This window comes from Mucilaginibacter sp. P1_D10, assembly GCF_056406215.1.
In genome coordinates, this window is the sequence record NZ_JBFUAP010000022.1 from 69,037 (window position 1) to 86,764 (window position 17,728).

Consider the following 17,728-nt stretch of genomic DNA (forward strand, 5'->3'; position numbering starts at 1 on the left):
TTCATCTGAACAGCATACTGTTCAGATGATCTTTTTTACCACCCACATTAGGTGAATTAACGAAAGGTTTTATATTAATTGTTGGTTTGCTTAAAACCCTGCGCCTTTTTTCAACGAGTCTAATGCCTGCTGGTCTCCTATAGATGCGGGCGCACCGGTATTTGGCCGTTGAAATATACCGCTGGCCCACAAAAACGGTATCACACCATGTGCTTTGGCTTGCTTTGTGATATAAGCGTAGTAATGCCAACCCGATTTTAACGCCAATATAGAATCAGCAGGGTATCCGGTTAATCTCTGAGCGTGATATTGGATGTCAAACTCTCCCATAACTACCGGAATACCCTTATCGGCAAATTTTGTTTTAACGGCTTTAAATGCGTTATCCATATAAGCTTCTTCTGTTGAGGCTACGCAGTTGCGATCCAGGAAGAGTGGGTTGGTTGTATGAAAGTCTTTCCCCCAGAAATATAATTCTTTTCCCCAGCTTGCGTCCATAGGTGTTGTACTACCGTAGCCACCTAAGATGCAAAATTGCGGCGGGCTATAATAGTGAAACTCTACCATCATCTTATGAGGCGTAGGGTCGGTAGGCAGTGAAGCTGGTTTATACACATTAGCCGGATCAAGATAAGAAGTAAGCAAATCAAGCGACGTAGAAGGCGACTGAATAACTATAGCACGATAAGTGTTTTTACCACCGCTACTGCGCACTGCATCAACAAATGACTGATGATAACGCATTAAGGTATTGGTTGTTGGTACATCATTCGCATTGGGTTCATTGGTGCTGGCCAGTATCAAATGCTCGTCAAAATCACGCATCGATGTGGCTATCTGCTGCCAAATTGCCTTATGCTTGGCATTAACAGTATCCTGTTTAGCGCCTATAACTGTGCAATCAACATAACCCTCGTGGTGGGTATTAAGTATCACATACATATTGTCGTTAATACAATATTGAACAACTTCTTTTACGCGGGCGAGCCAGAGTGGGTCTATTTCTGAAGTTTGGTTATTTATGATGTGGTTACTCCAGGTGCAGGGAATCCTTATGGCATTCATCCCTGTTGATTTTACCAGATCAATCAGCTGCTGGGTAACTTTCGGGTTTCCCCATCCGGTTTCCCATCCGGGCGCATCCAAAGTGTTATAAATGTTCCATCCCATAGTCATTTTTGCAGCCAGCTGCGCAGCCGTGCTGCCCATACCCGTGGCATCGGGCGCCTTTGGCGATACATTGTACGATGGATAAATTATGGCATCCTGCATTATGGTGATCCGCCTGGTCTGGCCATTGCTTGAGTTTATAACTAAAAGAACAGAGCGCCTTGCGCCTGATGAATTCGCTGCTGCGTTAAATTCGATGGTTGCGTCTCCGCCATTGCCCGATGTTGAGCTTAAATGCAGCCATCCGAGGCCGGTAGTATCAACGCTCCATGAGGCGTTAGAAGTAAAGGCCAAAGGCACCGTACCACCACCTTCGGGTATAGTGTCTGTTATATTTCCAAGCGTAAGCTGCGGGGTTACTTTATCGTTTTTTTTGCAAGAAACGGCAACTATCATAGCAATAGCTATCCCCACAACCCAATTGGCCGTCTCAATTTTTATTTTTATCATTTTCATGTTTATATTGTTTTAGCGAAAAAGCAAATTTTCGTCAGTTAAAAAAGGGCACCGGCAGCATGTCGCCGGTGCCTTTTAGTTTATTTAATTTTTACAACTCTTAAGTTATCGAAGGCACCATAGAAGCCCGTTGCAGTCGGCGAAGCGCTGAAATTATGTATGTACATTGTACACTCACTACTTCCGCCCGGCCCCACCAAATCGGTAATTTTAGCTATCGGTACCCCCCTGCCCTGGCCGAGCGTAGGGTCACTTCTACGGAACGACGATAAAGGGATAGTTACCGTTATCCAGCCTTTTGTTTTGAACGCTGCTGTTTGGCTTGCAGATACCTGCCATGGTTCCCATAGAGCTGTATAGTCGCCCACAGAACTTTGGATAATAAACGAGCCGCCATTCCAGGGTTTCGTTACATTTACTTCAAATTTAAATGCCCAACTATCAGTCGGATCACTAAGATTGGCTTTCGTCACCCACTGTGTCGAGTTGAGTAATATTGCATAACTGGAATATGAATTCCCTTCACCAGGAGTTAATACATTGGTTGCCAGCTTCATAAAGGTCCCTGTATTAGACGGAAATTCAGAAACATAGGGTATCCATCCTCCACCAGATCCGGCGGACAATTGGCCACCGCCATAATATTTCCAATTGGAACCGTTTTCAAAGTTTGATAACCAATTCCCATTGGGGAAAGAACCTGATGTTGAATAATCAATAATATTAACATTATACACAGTGGTTGCTGTACCAAACTTGGTAGTAATGGTTACCGGCCCGCTTTGCGATAGCGTAGGCAGAGCGAAACCAACCTTTGTTCCATCACTTGACGATGTATAAAAAGGAACGGCCGTGCCGGCAAAAGTTAGCGATTCAATGTTTTTAAGATAAGTTCCATAAACATAAACCGAATCGTCCGGATACGCATTTTCATTAGAAATACTGCTAATGGTGGGAGTTGCTACTATTTTTAAATTAACTGAACCGCTCTTGGTTACCAGCGATATCTGATCGGTTGGCGTTAGCGGCGGCATAAGAAAACCGAGCGAAGTTCCGTCAAGGTTTGATTTATATGAGGTAATTGTTGTTCCCCCATAGGAGAAGCTCTGAACCAAAACTAAATTTGCGCCATAAAGGTAAACGGAGTCGCCCGGGGCGGCAAACACATTAGAAATAGCGGTAATAGTAGGTTTTGCAGGACCCAATTTAAAAGGGAACGTTACTGTGCCTGCCGGTGTTGTGTACCTTATGGTGTACAATTTAGTTGTATCGACAGATGAGAACACTATTTCCGGAATTTTTATAACAGCGTTAGCTGAGGTCACAAAAGAACTGTTGACATTCGCAGCAACACCATCAAATTCTATGAGCGTTGCATTTGCCAGGTTCTGCCCCGTTATAACGACATACTGGCCATTGGGCACGAGGCTATTTAAAACCGTATCATTCGGCGATGCCACATAACTTCTAACAGCCGTAATTACAGGTGGATTACCATTATTTTCGTTGCTTTTTTTACAAGTAGCCAGTAGAACTGCCATCAGCAACAGAACCGGCAAAAAACACAAGCCGATATATGATTTCTTTTTCATAACAATATATTTAAAAAGTTTCTTTTAGTTAATAATATGGTACTGGTGGCTGTGTCAATTTAGGGTCGCTAACCAATTCTGATGCCGGAATAGGCAAGGTAAATGAACTGATAGTGGCCGGAAGCGCAGTTGGGGTAGCGGTAGTATCCCTTGTAGCTATTTTCGTTTTAGGATCATAACTAAACCCGATACGGCCATGGGTGGCATCCTGGTCATTAAGTAACTTCACAGCATTATTCGGATCATAGTAAGAATACCTAACCAGGTCTATCCAATATTGTCCTTCATAAGCAAGCTCAACTCTTCTTTCAACACGTAGTATAGCCGGGGTTATCGAAGTCACAATATCTACACCGGCCCTACTCCGCACAGCATTGAAATATTTTAGCGCATTACCATCGCTCGTGCTGGCATTGTTACCCAAAATGGCTTCAGCATATATCAAATAAACATCGGCCAATCTGAGATATGAATTGTGTTCAACAGACGACCAAATATCCATTGTTGGCGCATTGTTATCTTTTTCGTTGCCTATAACGTGTTTTTTCATACCTGTACCGGTAGCCTTATAACCACCAGCCGCTTGATTCAATTCGGGATAAAAATCTCCGTTGAGCATAATAGTGGCTTTGCGCCTAACGGTATCCTTAGCAGAATACATGCGGTACAGATCATAACTTGGCGCTAATGACTGCCATCCGCCGTTCTTTGCGGGAAGCACCTCGCTGGTTGGCGCATACCAGGTTTGTAAATCGTTGCCATTCCCATAGGTCACTCCGGCGGCCCATTGAAGGGCAAATAATGATTCCTGGTTATCGTTGTTTTGTGCCTTGAAAAGGTCGGCGTAGTTGGGGAGCAACATCAATCCGCTATTTTTACACACGTTGCCGGCATACTTTTTAGCACTGTCAAGCAAAGTCTGGTCACGGCTGCCGCTTTTGCCTAAACCCGCCATCGTTAAGTACACTTTGCCCAGCATTCCCTGCGCCGACCAGGTAGTTACCCGGCCTTTTTCGTCAGTAATGGGAAGGTATTTCGCTGCGTAAGTCAGGTCAGTGGCAGCGAATTTATAAACGTCTGCAACAATATTGCGCGGCAGCAGCGGATTCTCTATCAGTTTGCTGTTATCTTCAACAATAGGTACAGCGCCCCAATACACTGCCAAATGGTAATAAGCTACGGCACGCATAAATTTTGCTTCGGCTATGGCGGCATTTTTTTCTGCCAGCGGGATGGAAGCAGGAGCCTGGCTCTCTATGGCAACAATAACCGTATTGCATTGCGCAATAATACTGTACAAGCCGGTCCAACCCTCTGTTACATAACTATTTTGCGCGGTAATGGTGCGTGTAAATAGTTGTACCAAATCGTTGCTATATCCAAAACTACCGGTGCCGGCCAATACGTCGCCAAGTGGTAACATACCGTTTCTGTTCCACCGCCACCATTCGCCACCGGCGTATAGGCTTGCCGTAGCCAGTCTTAGATCGGAGGTGGTTTTGTAAAAATTATTTGAACTGATCTGCGAGTTGGACGGACGGTCCAGGAAGGTCTTTTTGCATCCGGCAATTGCTGCTGCAAATAGCAGGATGATAATGATTTTGTTAATTGGTTTCATAAACATATATTTTAACATCGGTGATCGTATTTATTTCAGGGTTATGTTTGCACCAAGAGTAAACATCCTCGGCTGAGCGTAATAACCACCATCCCATCCTGACTGGAGCGGGTTCCATGAACCAATTTCAGGATCTGTGCCCTTATAATTTGTAATTATAAAGGCATTGGTTACCGTAGCAAATACCCTGAAAGAACTTACAGATATTTTTGATAATATTTTTTCTGGTACCCGGTAACCTAATGTGATGTTTTTGCACCGCAGGAATGAAGCATCCTGGATAAACAAATCATTAGGCCGATTATTACCGTTGGTATTGTCTTGTCTCAATCCTACAACCGTTGTGTTTGGGTTGGTAACATATACATTGTTAATATCAGATGCAGAGCCGTTGGCATCTACCAAAGCTAATCTTGCATAACTTAATACGTCTGTATAATAACTGGTATTGTTTTGCGAATCGGTTTGCGATACCCACACTTGATTGAACACTTTGTTGCCATAACTACCGGCGAAGAAGATATTCAAATCAAAATTTTTGTAATTGAAGGAGTTGCTGATACCATACTGGAATTTCGGTAGAGGCGAACCCAAATAGGTCTCGTCTCTTGAGTCGATAATACCATCGCCATTCAAATCTTTAAACATACGGTCGCCGTACCAAATACCACCACCCGACGAAGAAATTGGATAGGGGGTGCCGGCTGAGTTAGCGGGGCGGGCATGCGTTACAAAATCCTTTGGCGTTGAATAAATTCCGTCGAATATATAGCCATAAAATTCGCCAATGGGCTGGCCCACCCGGGTTGTTTGAATTACATCGTTACCAAATGTCTGGCTTAGGTTAGCCTGGCTTCCACCGGAACCTAAATCAAGCACTTTGTTAATATTCCGCGATAGCGTAAGACCTGTTTTCCAGGTAAAATCTTTAGAACTAATATTGGTAGTATTGATCTGGAAGTCAAATCCTTTATTGCTCATCGAACCCACATTGGCATAGGGCGCCACCATGGTTCCCGGCGAATAACCCGCAGCAGTACCGGTATATAACGGAAGTGGTACCTTTAATAAAAGGCCGTGTACTTCGCGGTCGTAAACATCAAATGTCAAACTCACCCGCCCGTTAAAAAACGTTCCGTCAATACCAGCGCTGTAATAATCAGTTGTTTCCCACTTCACTTTCTCATTTTTCAAATTGCTCTGAAATTGTGCTGTACCTGAGAGGCTATTAGACACCGATGTAAGTTGGGTTACAAAAGAATTACCCTGTATACCCTGGTTGTTGGTAAGCCCATAACCAAGCCTCAACTTCAATTCGTCTATAGCTTTAATATCTTTTAAAAACGCCTCTTTATTAATTTTCCAGGCAAATCCACCTGAGTAGGTAGTAACCCAACGATTGTTGGATGGAAAATTTGAAGAACCATCGTTACGCAGGTTGCCGGTGAGCAGATATTTATCATCCCAGGAAAGATTAACACGGCCGAACCAGGATTCCTGTGCACCGCCGCCCGGAGGGTTTGAATATGAATTATCGCCTCCGTTTGTGGCCGTGGTAGGATCCCCTGCACTAATGCCCTGTACATTGTTTGAAGCAAAATTCCTTCGCCCGCCACCAACATTTTCAAAAGAGCTTTCCTGCGCCTCGTGCCCGGCTAAAGCATCGAATTTAAATTTCCCGAAACCATGGTTATAGGTTAGAAAATTGCGTATTACGGTATAAAAGTTTTGGCCGGCGGATGAAGAACCGCTGTTAGGGCTGGGAGTTCCTTTACCAAAAACGTAAGATGGCGAAAAAGAATTTGATGTACTAAAATCAAAATTACCGGATAGTTCATTCCGCAGCGTTAAACCTTCGGCAAATTGTATTTCGGCGTAAACATTGCCGAATATTTGGTTTCTCTTTCTCAGGTTTTTGAGAATTTTGGCTAATGCCACCGGATTGGCCGAAGGTTGCACCCAACCACTGGTGTTGGTAACAGCACCCCAGGAGCCATCGGCGTTGGTTACCGGGACATCGGGTGTATTGTCTAACGCGGCCCTGATTACATTACCGTTAGATGAATTTACATTTTCGTCAACATGGGCCAATTGAAGGCTGGTTCCTATTTTTAGCCAGTTAGTGGTTTTATTATCCAGGTTCAATCGTGCCGAATATCTTGTAAAATCCGACCCAAGGGCTATCCCTTGTTGGTTAAAAAACGAAGTTGATAGCAAATATTGAGTTCTGCCATCCCCGCCGCTTACGGTAATTGTATGGCTGTTCTCCGGAGCTTTCCGAAATAATTCTTTTTGCCAGTCGGTACCTTTACCTAAATATTGGGGGTTGGCAAATTCGGGCCTCGAATCAAAGCCCCATACAGCGGCCCGGGCGTTAATGAAAGTGGCAAGCTGTTGCAAATTTATTGTAGGGAGTCGCTTGGCTATTTCCTGGTAACCGGCATAGAAATCATAAGTAATTCGCGGTGGCCCGGATTTGCCCCTTTTTGTAGTAATAACAACTACGCCATTAGTTGCCTGCGAACCGTATATGGCTGTTGCCGAAGCATCTTTCAATACATCTATTGATTCTATTTCGGCAGGGTTGATAGTATTTAATGGATTGGAACCACTACCCGGGTCGCTTACCGGAGGAATAATAACACCATCTATTACGTACAGTGGCGAATTAGAGCCGCTTATTGACGACACGCCCCTTATTTGAATAGATACGCCGCCACCTGGTTGCCCCGATACCTGTTGAACCACAACGCCGGCAACTTTACCCTGCAGGGCCTGGTCAAAAGTAGTTGGTTGGGTTTGGCGCAGGTCGTTTCCCGATATTGAACTTATTGCACCGGTAAGGTCTTTTCTTTTGGTGCGGGCATAACCGGTAACAACCACTTCGTTTAAGTTGCTGGAGGTAGGGCTTAACTTAACATCTATTGTACCAGTTAGCTTTACGTTTACCTCCTGGGTGGAGAAACCTAAATAGCTAAAAACGATGATATTACCAGGCGCGGCGGTTATTGAATAGCCACCGTCAACACCGGTTACTGCGCCAATGGTTGTCCCTTTAATCCTAACGTTTACTCCTGGTATGGGCTGGCCATTATCAGCAGCCGTTACTTTTCCGGTGATATTTGAAGTTTGTGCCCACGCCGAAAAACAAAGAAATATACACATGAAAATTAATGAAAGTCGGCGTTTCAATCTTTTTTGTAAATTTTTATCCATCTTATAAAGGGATTTTAAGGTTTGATAATTGGTTCATTGTTAATTATTGGTTGGTTAGTATTAATTGGTTTTATTTCATTCATCATTATATTAGTTATCAGATCTATTTGCCCCATCAAATACAATCGATTGCACTTTTTGCCACTTTTTAACCGAAACACTGCCGCCTAAAAACTGTAAAAACTTCAGGTAAGCCAAACGCTTGCTACTGATTCAAAAAAGTTAACTATTGGTCCTATTGGTTATTGGTTGAACATAGTTCGTAAGCAAATTTCAAACAACTTGCTTTGAGCATATATTCTGAAGGATGAAACTAGGATAACTGAATAAAGGAGGGGTGGCAGAGTTGAGCAAAAGTATGGAACAAATGTTCAACGAGACGCAATAGACTTTAAATGAGCATATTACATGCACAAATAAGCGTTTTGTGCCATACTTGGGGATGATTTTTTTTAAAACACTATAGTCGGCGGGTATCTGCCTAATTTGTTTTGCCCTTCGTCAGCCATTAAGGACTTAAACAGCAACGGCCAGCTTGCCTAAGCTATACTTTTTGATGCATAGCGATACCCAAACAGTAGAAATACAGGGGCATTCGGCTGGTGTTTAGTATTTAAGCAAGTAGCTCTGGCGGTATAGTATGGCCGTTATCGTTCGCCGCTTTCTGCATCGGATAATTTCTTTTGGCGAATTGAACTTATATAGGTAGAAGGAAGAGTGTTATATTCTTCCTTAAATAGTTTTGTAAAATATTTAGGGGTGTTAAAGCCCACTTCATAGCAAATCTGACTGATTGTCATCTGGCTGTTCTCCAGCAGGTACACCGCCTTTTTCAGCCTTATTGAACGGATGAATTCAACCGGCGATTTCCCTGTAAGCATCAATACCTTATTATATAACGATCCCCGGCTCATATTCATTTGGCGGCTTAATTCTTCAACAGAAAGGCTGTCGTTCATCATATTAAGTTCTATATATTCTACTATGCTCCTTAGGAGTTTCTCATCTTCATTTTGTAAAGGCGTTTCCTGCAACTGCACATCCATTTGCTTTTTGTATGTCCGTTTATAGGTATCCCGCAGGGTTAGGAGGTTTTTGATCTTCGAAAGAAGTATTTCGAAGTTAAAAGGCTTCGTCATGTAATCATTCGCGCCTATTTCCAATCCTCTTACTTGTTCGGCTTCTCCCGTCAATGCGGTCAGCAAAACAACGGGGATGTGCGATGTACGCTTGTCCTTTTTTAATTTTTGGCACAATTCAATTCCGGTCATCTCCGGCATGCTGATATCGCTCACGATAATATCCGGATGCTGCGAAAGCGCCTTTTGCCAACCTTCTCTCCCATTTGAGGCTTCTATCAAAAAAAATATGTCTTTTAAATTGTCTTTCAAATAAAATCGGAAATCATCATTATCCTCAACCAAAAGAACCACAGGCATTTTGGTTGTGCGCTGCTGTTGGGGTAAAACTTTAATTTCCTCATGAGCCGTGTACGGCGGGCTTTCGCTATCCGCCTCGCCGTCAACTGCGGTAACCACTTCCGCATCGGCATAAATAACCAGCGGCAGTTTGATAATAAAACTGCTGCCACGGTCGGGCTCACTTTCAACTGTTATTTCCCCTCCATGCATTTTTACAAACTCCCGGGTGATAGCAAGGCCGATGCCGCTGCCCTGGTTAATCATCGATTCCGGAACATCGTTCTGAAAAAACCGCTCGAAAATTTTACTTTGTTTTTCCAGCGGGATACCAATACCTGTATCAATTACTTTAATTTCAAGAGAAGCATCACTACCCGTCCCTTTATCTACATTAAGCAATACGCTCACCTGCCCTCCCGTAGAGGTAAATTTAAAAGAATTTGATATCAGGTTAAACAATATCCTTTCTATCTTATCATGATCGAAACTGGTAAACAAAGAATCAACCGTTGTGTCAAATACAAAATTGATATCCTTCCCTTCGGCAATATCTGTAAATGACTGGCTCACCTCGCCGATGAACTTCACAATATCTCCTGGCCTGCTATGCAATTTTAATTCCTGAACTTCCATCTTACGAAAATCGAGCAGCTGGTTTACCAGGTTTAATAATCGCCTGGCATTTTTCCTTATCATGTTCAGTTGCTGATTTTGTTCCGCGTCGGCACGGATAAGCATTTTATCAACCGGTGCAATGATCAATGATAGCGGCGTTCTGAACTCATGGCTTACGTTTGTTAAAAATTTTGTCTTCAGCTGGTCAAGTTCCTGCATGCGCTTAATTTCCTGGCGCTCTTGTTCAATTATTAATTTTGCTTCCTGTTTTTCTTTTTCTGCTACAAATTCTCTTCTTAATTTTTGTATACCTCTTTGTCGGATAAACAATAACCCACTGATTATAAGAGTTATGTAAATAACATAAGCTAAGGTCGATTCCCAAAACGGAGGCAGTATTTTTATCCTTAACGAAATATAATCCGGGTTCCACACCCCTTCTGAATTGGAAGCCCGTACCTTAAAAACATAATCGCCCTGATCCAGGTTGGTATAGCTGGCTTTTCGTATCCTGTTATCGGCATTTACCCATCCTTTGTCGAAACCCTCCAGCATGTATTGATGCTTAACTTTGCCTGGGTTTAAAAAATCGAGGGCAGCAAATTCTATAGAAAAGACATTTTCGCTATGATCAAGTGTAATATCGTGCGTAGCGGCTATCGCTTTAGACAATACAACATGGCCGTTGATATCTTCATTGGCAACTACACTTTTATTGAATAACTGAAAATCGGTAAATATTAGCTGCAGCTTATTTGTTACAGGCTTTATAGTTGCAGGATCAAAAATATTAAAGCCATTGCCGCCTCCAAATATCAATTCACCGCTACGTGTTTTCAAAGCCGAGCTTATGTTAAATTCCCGGCCCTGCAGGCCATCCATTTCGTCAAAGTTTTCTACGTGAAAAGTAAAAGCTTTAGCTTTTGGCGTTAGGGTGATGCGGCTTAACCCATTAGAGGTGCTCACCCACATCGCTCTTCTACTATCCTCTTCAATGCCAGATATTGAATTAGCCGGGAGGCCATCTTTTTTTGTTAGTGAAGTGAAAGTGTTTGACTTAGCGTTCAGCACACTTAATCCACTTGGAGTCGCGATCCAAATTAACCCGCGGCTATCCTGGTTAATATTGTTTACTGTATTATCAATTAAACTATTTTTGCTGCGTCCGTTTGATACATAATGAATTACACGTCCGCTATTTTTTAATATAACGTCTATCCCTAAATAACCCCCAACCCATATATTACCCTGCTTATCCTCAAAAACACAAATTATCATTGAGCTCCTGATATCGGGTTCCTTAAAAGGATGGTAGAATATTTTCTTCGAGCGGTCGAATATTTCAAGCCCCGCCGCAAAGGTCCCTATCCATAATCGTTGTGACGAATCTTCCAGGATGCTCCAAACCCTATCATCTGCAATGCTGGTTGTTACCTTATCATTATGCATGTAATGAGTAAATGTGGTTCCGTCAAAGGAATCTAATCCGCCCAAATAGGTGCCTATCCATAATTTTTGATCATGATCCATACACAGACTGATGACGATATCATTACTCAGGCTGTTTGAATTACTTGAATCATGTTTATATTGTTTAAACTTACCTGTTTTACGGTTGAAGTAAATAAGCCCCCCTCCATTGGTGCCGATCCATAAGTTCCCAAGCTTATCTTCAACAAACTTGTCTACATCTTCAAAATTCAAGCTGCCGGGGTCCGAGGCAAAATGCCTGTAAAGCGGAAACTTGATAATGCTTTTATGATAATAGCTTACTCCTTTTTTATAAGTACCGGCCCACATAATACCAAGGTTATCCTTATAAAGTATCGCGCTGTTTTGCGTCAATGATTTTGCATCGTCTTGCCTGTTCAGCAAATAAGTAATTTTGAAATTTCTTTTATCCAGTACGTTTATGCCTCCGTGGTCGGTGGCAATCCATATTAAACCATCATCGGCCTGGGCAATATTACTTATGTTGGTTGTTGTTAACTTTGCCCCGGCTGATTCGTTGTCGATGTGTCGGAACACCCCAGTTGAGGGCTTGTAATAAATAACGCCCAACGCACCATATGGCGCATAAAACCACAAATCATTATCCTTATCCACAATCAAAGAATAATTACCGCTTTTATTATTGACGGTTTTATTAAAGATATCAGTATGATAGGCTATTTTATTAGTTTTGATATCCAACATCTCAACCGTCCCATTACTGTATGTTATCCACATATTGCGTTTACCATCTACAATGATGTCGGCAATTGAACTTGAATATAAAGATGGGTTAGAACGGGCGCCTTTATAATAGCGTTTGGTTTGCTTAGTTACAGTATTGTACCTGTAAATACCTAAATCGGTATACATAAACCAAAAATCAACAGGGCTGGTTTGCACTATTTTGGCTACGTTGTGGTTAGCCGGGAGATTTAAAGATCGCAGAATTAAGGGCGCATCATTAATAAACATCTCTGTTTCAGTATCGTACAGGCAAAAACTATAACGTGAAAACACCCATAACTTTTTATCGGGGCCTTCGAAAACTTTTGCAACAAAATCATCACCGATGGAATTTTTATTATTGCTATCGTGCCTAAATACTTTGAAGGTGTACCCATCAAATCTATTGAGGCCCGATGCTGTGCCAAACCACATAAAGCCTCCGGAATCTTTGAATATACTGTTAACCTGATTATGCGATAGCCCGTTACTTACGTCGAGTTGTGAAAACCGGTACTGATTGCTTTGCCCGAAAGAATTATTACATACAAAAATTAGTGTAACCGCAAGAAGATAATAAAATTTTATTTGCATCGGGATATTATTGGGAAAGCACACGGCTATCAAATCAACTTTTTAAAGTCGGTACACTAAGGTAGTACAAATATTACATAAATAGCTCACCCTACTCTTCATAAAAACCGGCATTTTATAATTCTTATGAAACCCCTAAGTAGGTAGCTATCAAATAAAAAATGCGTCCGGCTCTCACCCCGGAACGCATTCACCTGCATTTTTACCAACTACTAACGTTACAAGCCCATAAATGCTGTTGAAACAGGGCTAATAACGAACTCTTAACAAATCTCTTAAATAGGTTACAGCAGGTTTAACTTTATATTTTCACAAAGGCCCATTGCTGATTTTTGGCTCCAGTGTAATCCCATTGATCAACAGTAGTGCCATTGGTAAGTGATGTTGTTGTTGAAGGAGAAGAAACTTCCAGCGCTTTTCCACTATTAGCATTGATGATTTTATAGAAACCATTGTCTGTTGCCTGAATTGACCAGTTTTGGTTGTTTCCGCCCGTACCAGAGTAATCCCAAATATCTACAGTACCACCGTTAGCGCCCGACCAATTTAATACTTCCAAACACCTGCCTTGAGCGTGCTGTGGTACTAAAAGGTAGTGGCCATTACTACCACTCACAACTTTAAATTGTTGGTTTTGCCCGGCAGCATAATCCCATTGGTCTGCGGTCGATCCGTTAGCAGTACCCCAGCCCCATATCTCTAAAGGCTTATAGCTAAATCTGTTTATGATTTGATACACACCACCAACCTGAAAAGTTTGGGATGACCCATTTTGTGTTCCTTGCACCAAGGAGGCTAACTGTTGTTGATCTTGTACTGCGTAATTCGACCTGTTAATAATCGAACCGGTATCCCATAGAAATGGAAGAATCCCATTAGCCAAAGCATTGTGTACAAGATAATTATTCCAATATGCCACGGAAGCAGCATTGTACTTTAACGCATCTCCCGAAAGGCCGCGGCGCCATGCTCCAAATTCGCCCATAATTACAGGGATACCATGGTCAACGAACTTAGTCTTCATCTGCCCGAAATAGGTATTCTCCTCCGACTCCTCACCATAGAGGGAATTGTGCGCAACATCGAAGGTGGTATGATATCCCGATCCCCAATAGTAATACATATTGTTATTGGGGTAGTCGACGTTCTGCAAGCAGAAGTTCACGGGAGTGTAGTAATGGACTTCAACCATCAATTTATTGGCCTCCCAATCTGAAGGCATTGTGTTCATCAGATTGTTTGTTTTTGTAATATCGGTTTCAGGGCCCTGCACAATCAAAGTCCGGTATCTGTTGCGCCCACCGGTTACCCTCACCGCATCGATGAAAGTTTGATGATAAGAAAGCAAAACACTCATCTGTGTGGCATCGTTTACATGAGGTTCGTTCGCACTTGCAAACATCAAATGTTCGTCAAAGCCCCGCAATTTCGTTGCAATTTGTTCCCAGAATGCCTTTTGTTTGGCGTTAACTGCAGCCTGTGCCGCAGTTGTACAACTGTCCTGCAACCATCCGCCATCAGAATGTATATTTAATATCACATACATTCCGTCGTTAATACAATATTGCACAACTTGCTGCACACGGGTGAGCCAGTTCGGATCTATTTGGGCGGTACTTTGATTTACTACTTTTGACCAATTAAATTCACAAGGAATCCGTATGGCATTAAAACCGCTTGCCTTTACCTTGTCAATTAGTGCCTGGGTAATATTGGGATTACCCCAACCGTTTTCGCCATTGATAGCTTCCATTGTGTTACCGATGTTGTATCCTAACGTGATGTGTGAAGCGATCTGAGCCGCTGTACTGGTCATCCCAGATTGATCGGGCGCAATCGGGTTAGTGTTGTAGCTCGGGTAATTGGTAACCATCAGTGAATTACTGATGGCCGTTTTAATAGGCTTTTTAACAGGCGGGGCCACAATTTCCTGTTTGTGGCACCCCGACACCGCTAGGATGATGGCGATACCGAAAAAATAGTTAAAGTTTCTCATATTGTAGGTAAAATTGGTTTCTTGTAAAAAGGCCTAAAACGAAAGGCGCACCGACAATTATGAATATAACAGATCCATTGAGTTGCCTGATCAGATGATTGGCTGCATCCGGGTACATCCATAATGCCTGTAGTGTGCTTATGTTATAGTTTCACCACTACCGCACTTCCGTTATATACTACACTTTTATCAGTTTTGGCAGTTTCCAGCGGCCCCGATCCATGCTTGCCGTTAACCAAAACAACGTTGAATGTACGTTGACTCAAAGCACCCAGGTTGCATCAAACTTTAAACTGCGCTCAGATGCTTAGTAAAGCAAAATAAATTAATTGTCGGTTTAATTGATATTGGTAGAATATTACTCAAAAAGCAGTGCAAGAAAACGCCGCGTTGAGATGCTATTCCGGAGGTTGAAACTACGGCACCCTGGAAATAAACATGGGGCAGGGATGATTAAAAATATAGACCATATGTACAAATCAATACAAGTATCTGTAAATAAACAACTTACATACAGGTCAAATAAGAAGGCAATGCCAGGCAGCTGAGGATATTTCGTTCATTTACAATGGATACGTCATTTGCAAGCTCTTTACACGATGTAGTCCGATAGTTAATGTGCAAAACAATAGCCAACTGTGTCATTCCTATAGTAAAGTTTCTGAAAACTTGGAAAACAGCGTCAGTGAAGCGTAGAGGCGCATGGTTCTGACCTATCCCTCTGCAAGTTGTATATCAAACAAATCAAAAAACTCCTCAATAAATTATATAAAGAAGTTTTGCTTTTGAAGGTCCTACATAATGTTCAATAGACTGCATAATTAAGGTAACTTTTCGGGACCTCAGATATATCATGGTATTTTGGGAGGAAATTACCCCAACTTAAGGACTTCTTACACGCATTAGGTTTCAACTAACATATTCACAAGTAGTTCTTACAAACTATCTTTGTAAACTTATTAGTTAAAGTAATGGTTAAACTATGATTATCACTTTTCCAATTTAAATTTCAACTAAAGCATATTCTTAATAAAAGTTCCGAAGACGTAATCAGTAAAGTGCACAAAAACTATCTGAAAATTTGATTTATTATATTGCTTTTCGTATCTTCCTGTTATAAGATTTGTGAAATAATCTATATTAGAAAAGTTGTGAGTAATTCGGTGAGTAAGAATTTTAATCCACGTAAAGTATTGAATTTAAGAACACTACAAGCGCTATATTGTTACCTTTTAAAGTAGTTTTTTAATACTATGCAGCAAGGTTGTGGTTAGTTTGTGATCCCACCTACTTCGGCATACCCGATATTATGCGTCATGCCTGAACTTACAGTGAAATACAGCTTGTTACAGGCTATCATTCAGAATGTTATCCATTTTAGGCGAATTTCGCACCAGGTTCGGGTTATTAAACCTGATGCGTTTTTTGATAGGTTTGCACCCTGCAAACAACAGGGGTTGCGAGCACGATAACAGTAAGATATATCTCCCATTTTTTCCTTTTGCCTTCGTTAATTCCTTAGGCTTTATTTTCCAGGGGAAATGGAATCTGTTATATGGAAATAGTCAAAGTCGGCCGCCCCTCCTATATTTTTTGTAGCATAATTAAACAAAGCAAAACGATAGCCCATGAAATGTGGGAAGGTATAGGTCATTTTTAATTGTGTGCCCAATGGTATCCACGTTTTCCCGTCCAGGCTATAAAAAAAATCTGCTACGTCTTTTCTGTTCGTAAAATTGCATTCCGCCTTAAAGTATACTACCTTTTGGTTTAAGGGGATTTTTTGTGCTTCTACAGGTTTTCCGGTGCTTGCATTGACCATTACGACAGCTTTRCKATCCCCGGTTATTTTTACGCCGGCCAACCCGTAATTTTTTTGCAGAAGCCCCAAACCCGCAAAATCGCCATCTTTCATTTTAGAAATGTCGAGCGAAACTGTCCCGGAGCATACCGGCCCGATAGTGCGTTGTGTTAATGARTTYCGTGYCATCAGGAAATTGGTGTCGATCCTGCCGGTTGTGAGTCGTAAATAGCCTTTCCGCGTGGTAACAGACCACAAACTATTATCCGGGTTATGGTTCCATTGCCAAACCAGTGGTAATGCATGTTTACCTTTTTTACGCGTAAAATCGTCTGAGGCAACGATGCCCGGGATCAGCCCTTTACCGGCCGGCAGGTCGAGTGTATCGGTCACTTTGCCATTGGTGCCCAAAACKGGCCATCCATCCWCCCACTTTACAGGKACCAGATAGGGAATACGACCCACCGAGCCATAATCACGGAACAARTAAGAATACCAGGCCCCATTTGGCGCCTGGACCAATCCTCCTTGCGCAACGCCCAGGTCCTGGAGGCCAATGCGTCCTTCGTAAGGGCCGGTGATCTTATCTGCCCGATGTATGATAACAGTGCGTACGTGGCCCGGTGGCCAGGTAATATTGAAAAGATAATATTTGCCGTTTATCTTAAACAGTTGAGAGCCCTCCGGACCGAGGCCGGTACCGCCCGAAGGCACGTTTGCCTTTTTAATGATAATCTGGTCCGTTCCGCCGGGTTTTATGCCCGAAAGATCGTCCTTTAATTCCACTAACCTTAAATCTCCGCTCCCGCCAATCATATACGCTTTTCCGTCATCAAAAAACAAGGTGTGGTCACCCAGGTTGGGGACAAATGACCTGGCTTTCCACGGGCCTTTTTCGATATTTTTAGTACTGTAAATGTGYGTTTTATTGGTATTTGCAGAAAATGTGCTCACATAATAGGTACCCTTATGGAAACGGATCGARCTTGCCCACGAACCCTCCCCATACATATTTTTGCCATTGGTGAGATT

Annotated in this window: 7 protein-coding genes; all 7 read right to left on the bottom strand. The window is 42.3% G+C overall.

The window, feature by feature from the left end:
- Positions 1-90 precede the first annotated feature (90 nt).
- Positions 91-1,626: a cellulase family glycosylhydrolase gene (locus AC1DYT_RS24815; RefSeq protein ID WP_477472185.1), complete on the bottom strand. Its 1,536-nt coding sequence runs from the start codon at positions 1,624-1,626 to the stop codon at positions 91-93.
- Positions 1,627-1,706: 80 nt separating this feature from the next.
- Positions 1,707-3,218 (bottom strand): glycan-binding surface protein, encoded by a 1,512-nt coding sequence (locus AC1DYT_RS24820; protein ID WP_477472186.1) that lies wholly within the window; start codon positions 3,216-3,218, stop codon positions 1,707-1,709.
- Positions 3,219-3,246: 28 nt separating this feature from the next.
- Complete coding sequence (locus AC1DYT_RS24825; RefSeq protein ID WP_477472187.1) at positions 3,247-4,836, bottom strand: RagB/SusD family nutrient uptake outer membrane protein; 1,590 nt, start codon at positions 4,834-4,836, stop codon at positions 3,247-3,249.
- Positions 4,837-4,866: 30 nt separating this feature from the next.
- The gene (locus AC1DYT_RS24830) at positions 4,867-8,001 is read right to left on the bottom strand and encodes a SusC/RagA family TonB-linked outer membrane protein (RefSeq protein ID WP_477472188.1); all 3,135 of its coding nucleotides are present in this window, start codon (positions 7,999-8,001) and stop codon (positions 4,867-4,869) included.
- Positions 8,002-8,699: 698 nt separating this feature from the next.
- Positions 8,700-12,899: a hybrid sensor histidine kinase/response regulator transcription factor gene (locus AC1DYT_RS24835; RefSeq protein ID WP_477472189.1), complete on the bottom strand. Its 4,200-nt coding sequence runs from the start codon at positions 12,897-12,899 to the stop codon at positions 8,700-8,702.
- Positions 12,900-13,200: 301 nt separating this feature from the next.
- Entirely contained in the window at positions 13,201-14,895 is a 1,695-nt protein-coding gene (locus AC1DYT_RS24840; protein ID WP_477472190.1) for a cellulase family glycosylhydrolase, read from the bottom strand.
- A 1,525-nt stretch (positions 14,896-16,420) separates the two neighbouring features.
- Positions 16,421-17,728: glycoside hydrolase family 43 protein (locus tag AC1DYT_RS24845; RefSeq protein WP_477472191.1), on the bottom strand; the 1,308-nt coding region annotated here is incomplete at its 5' end.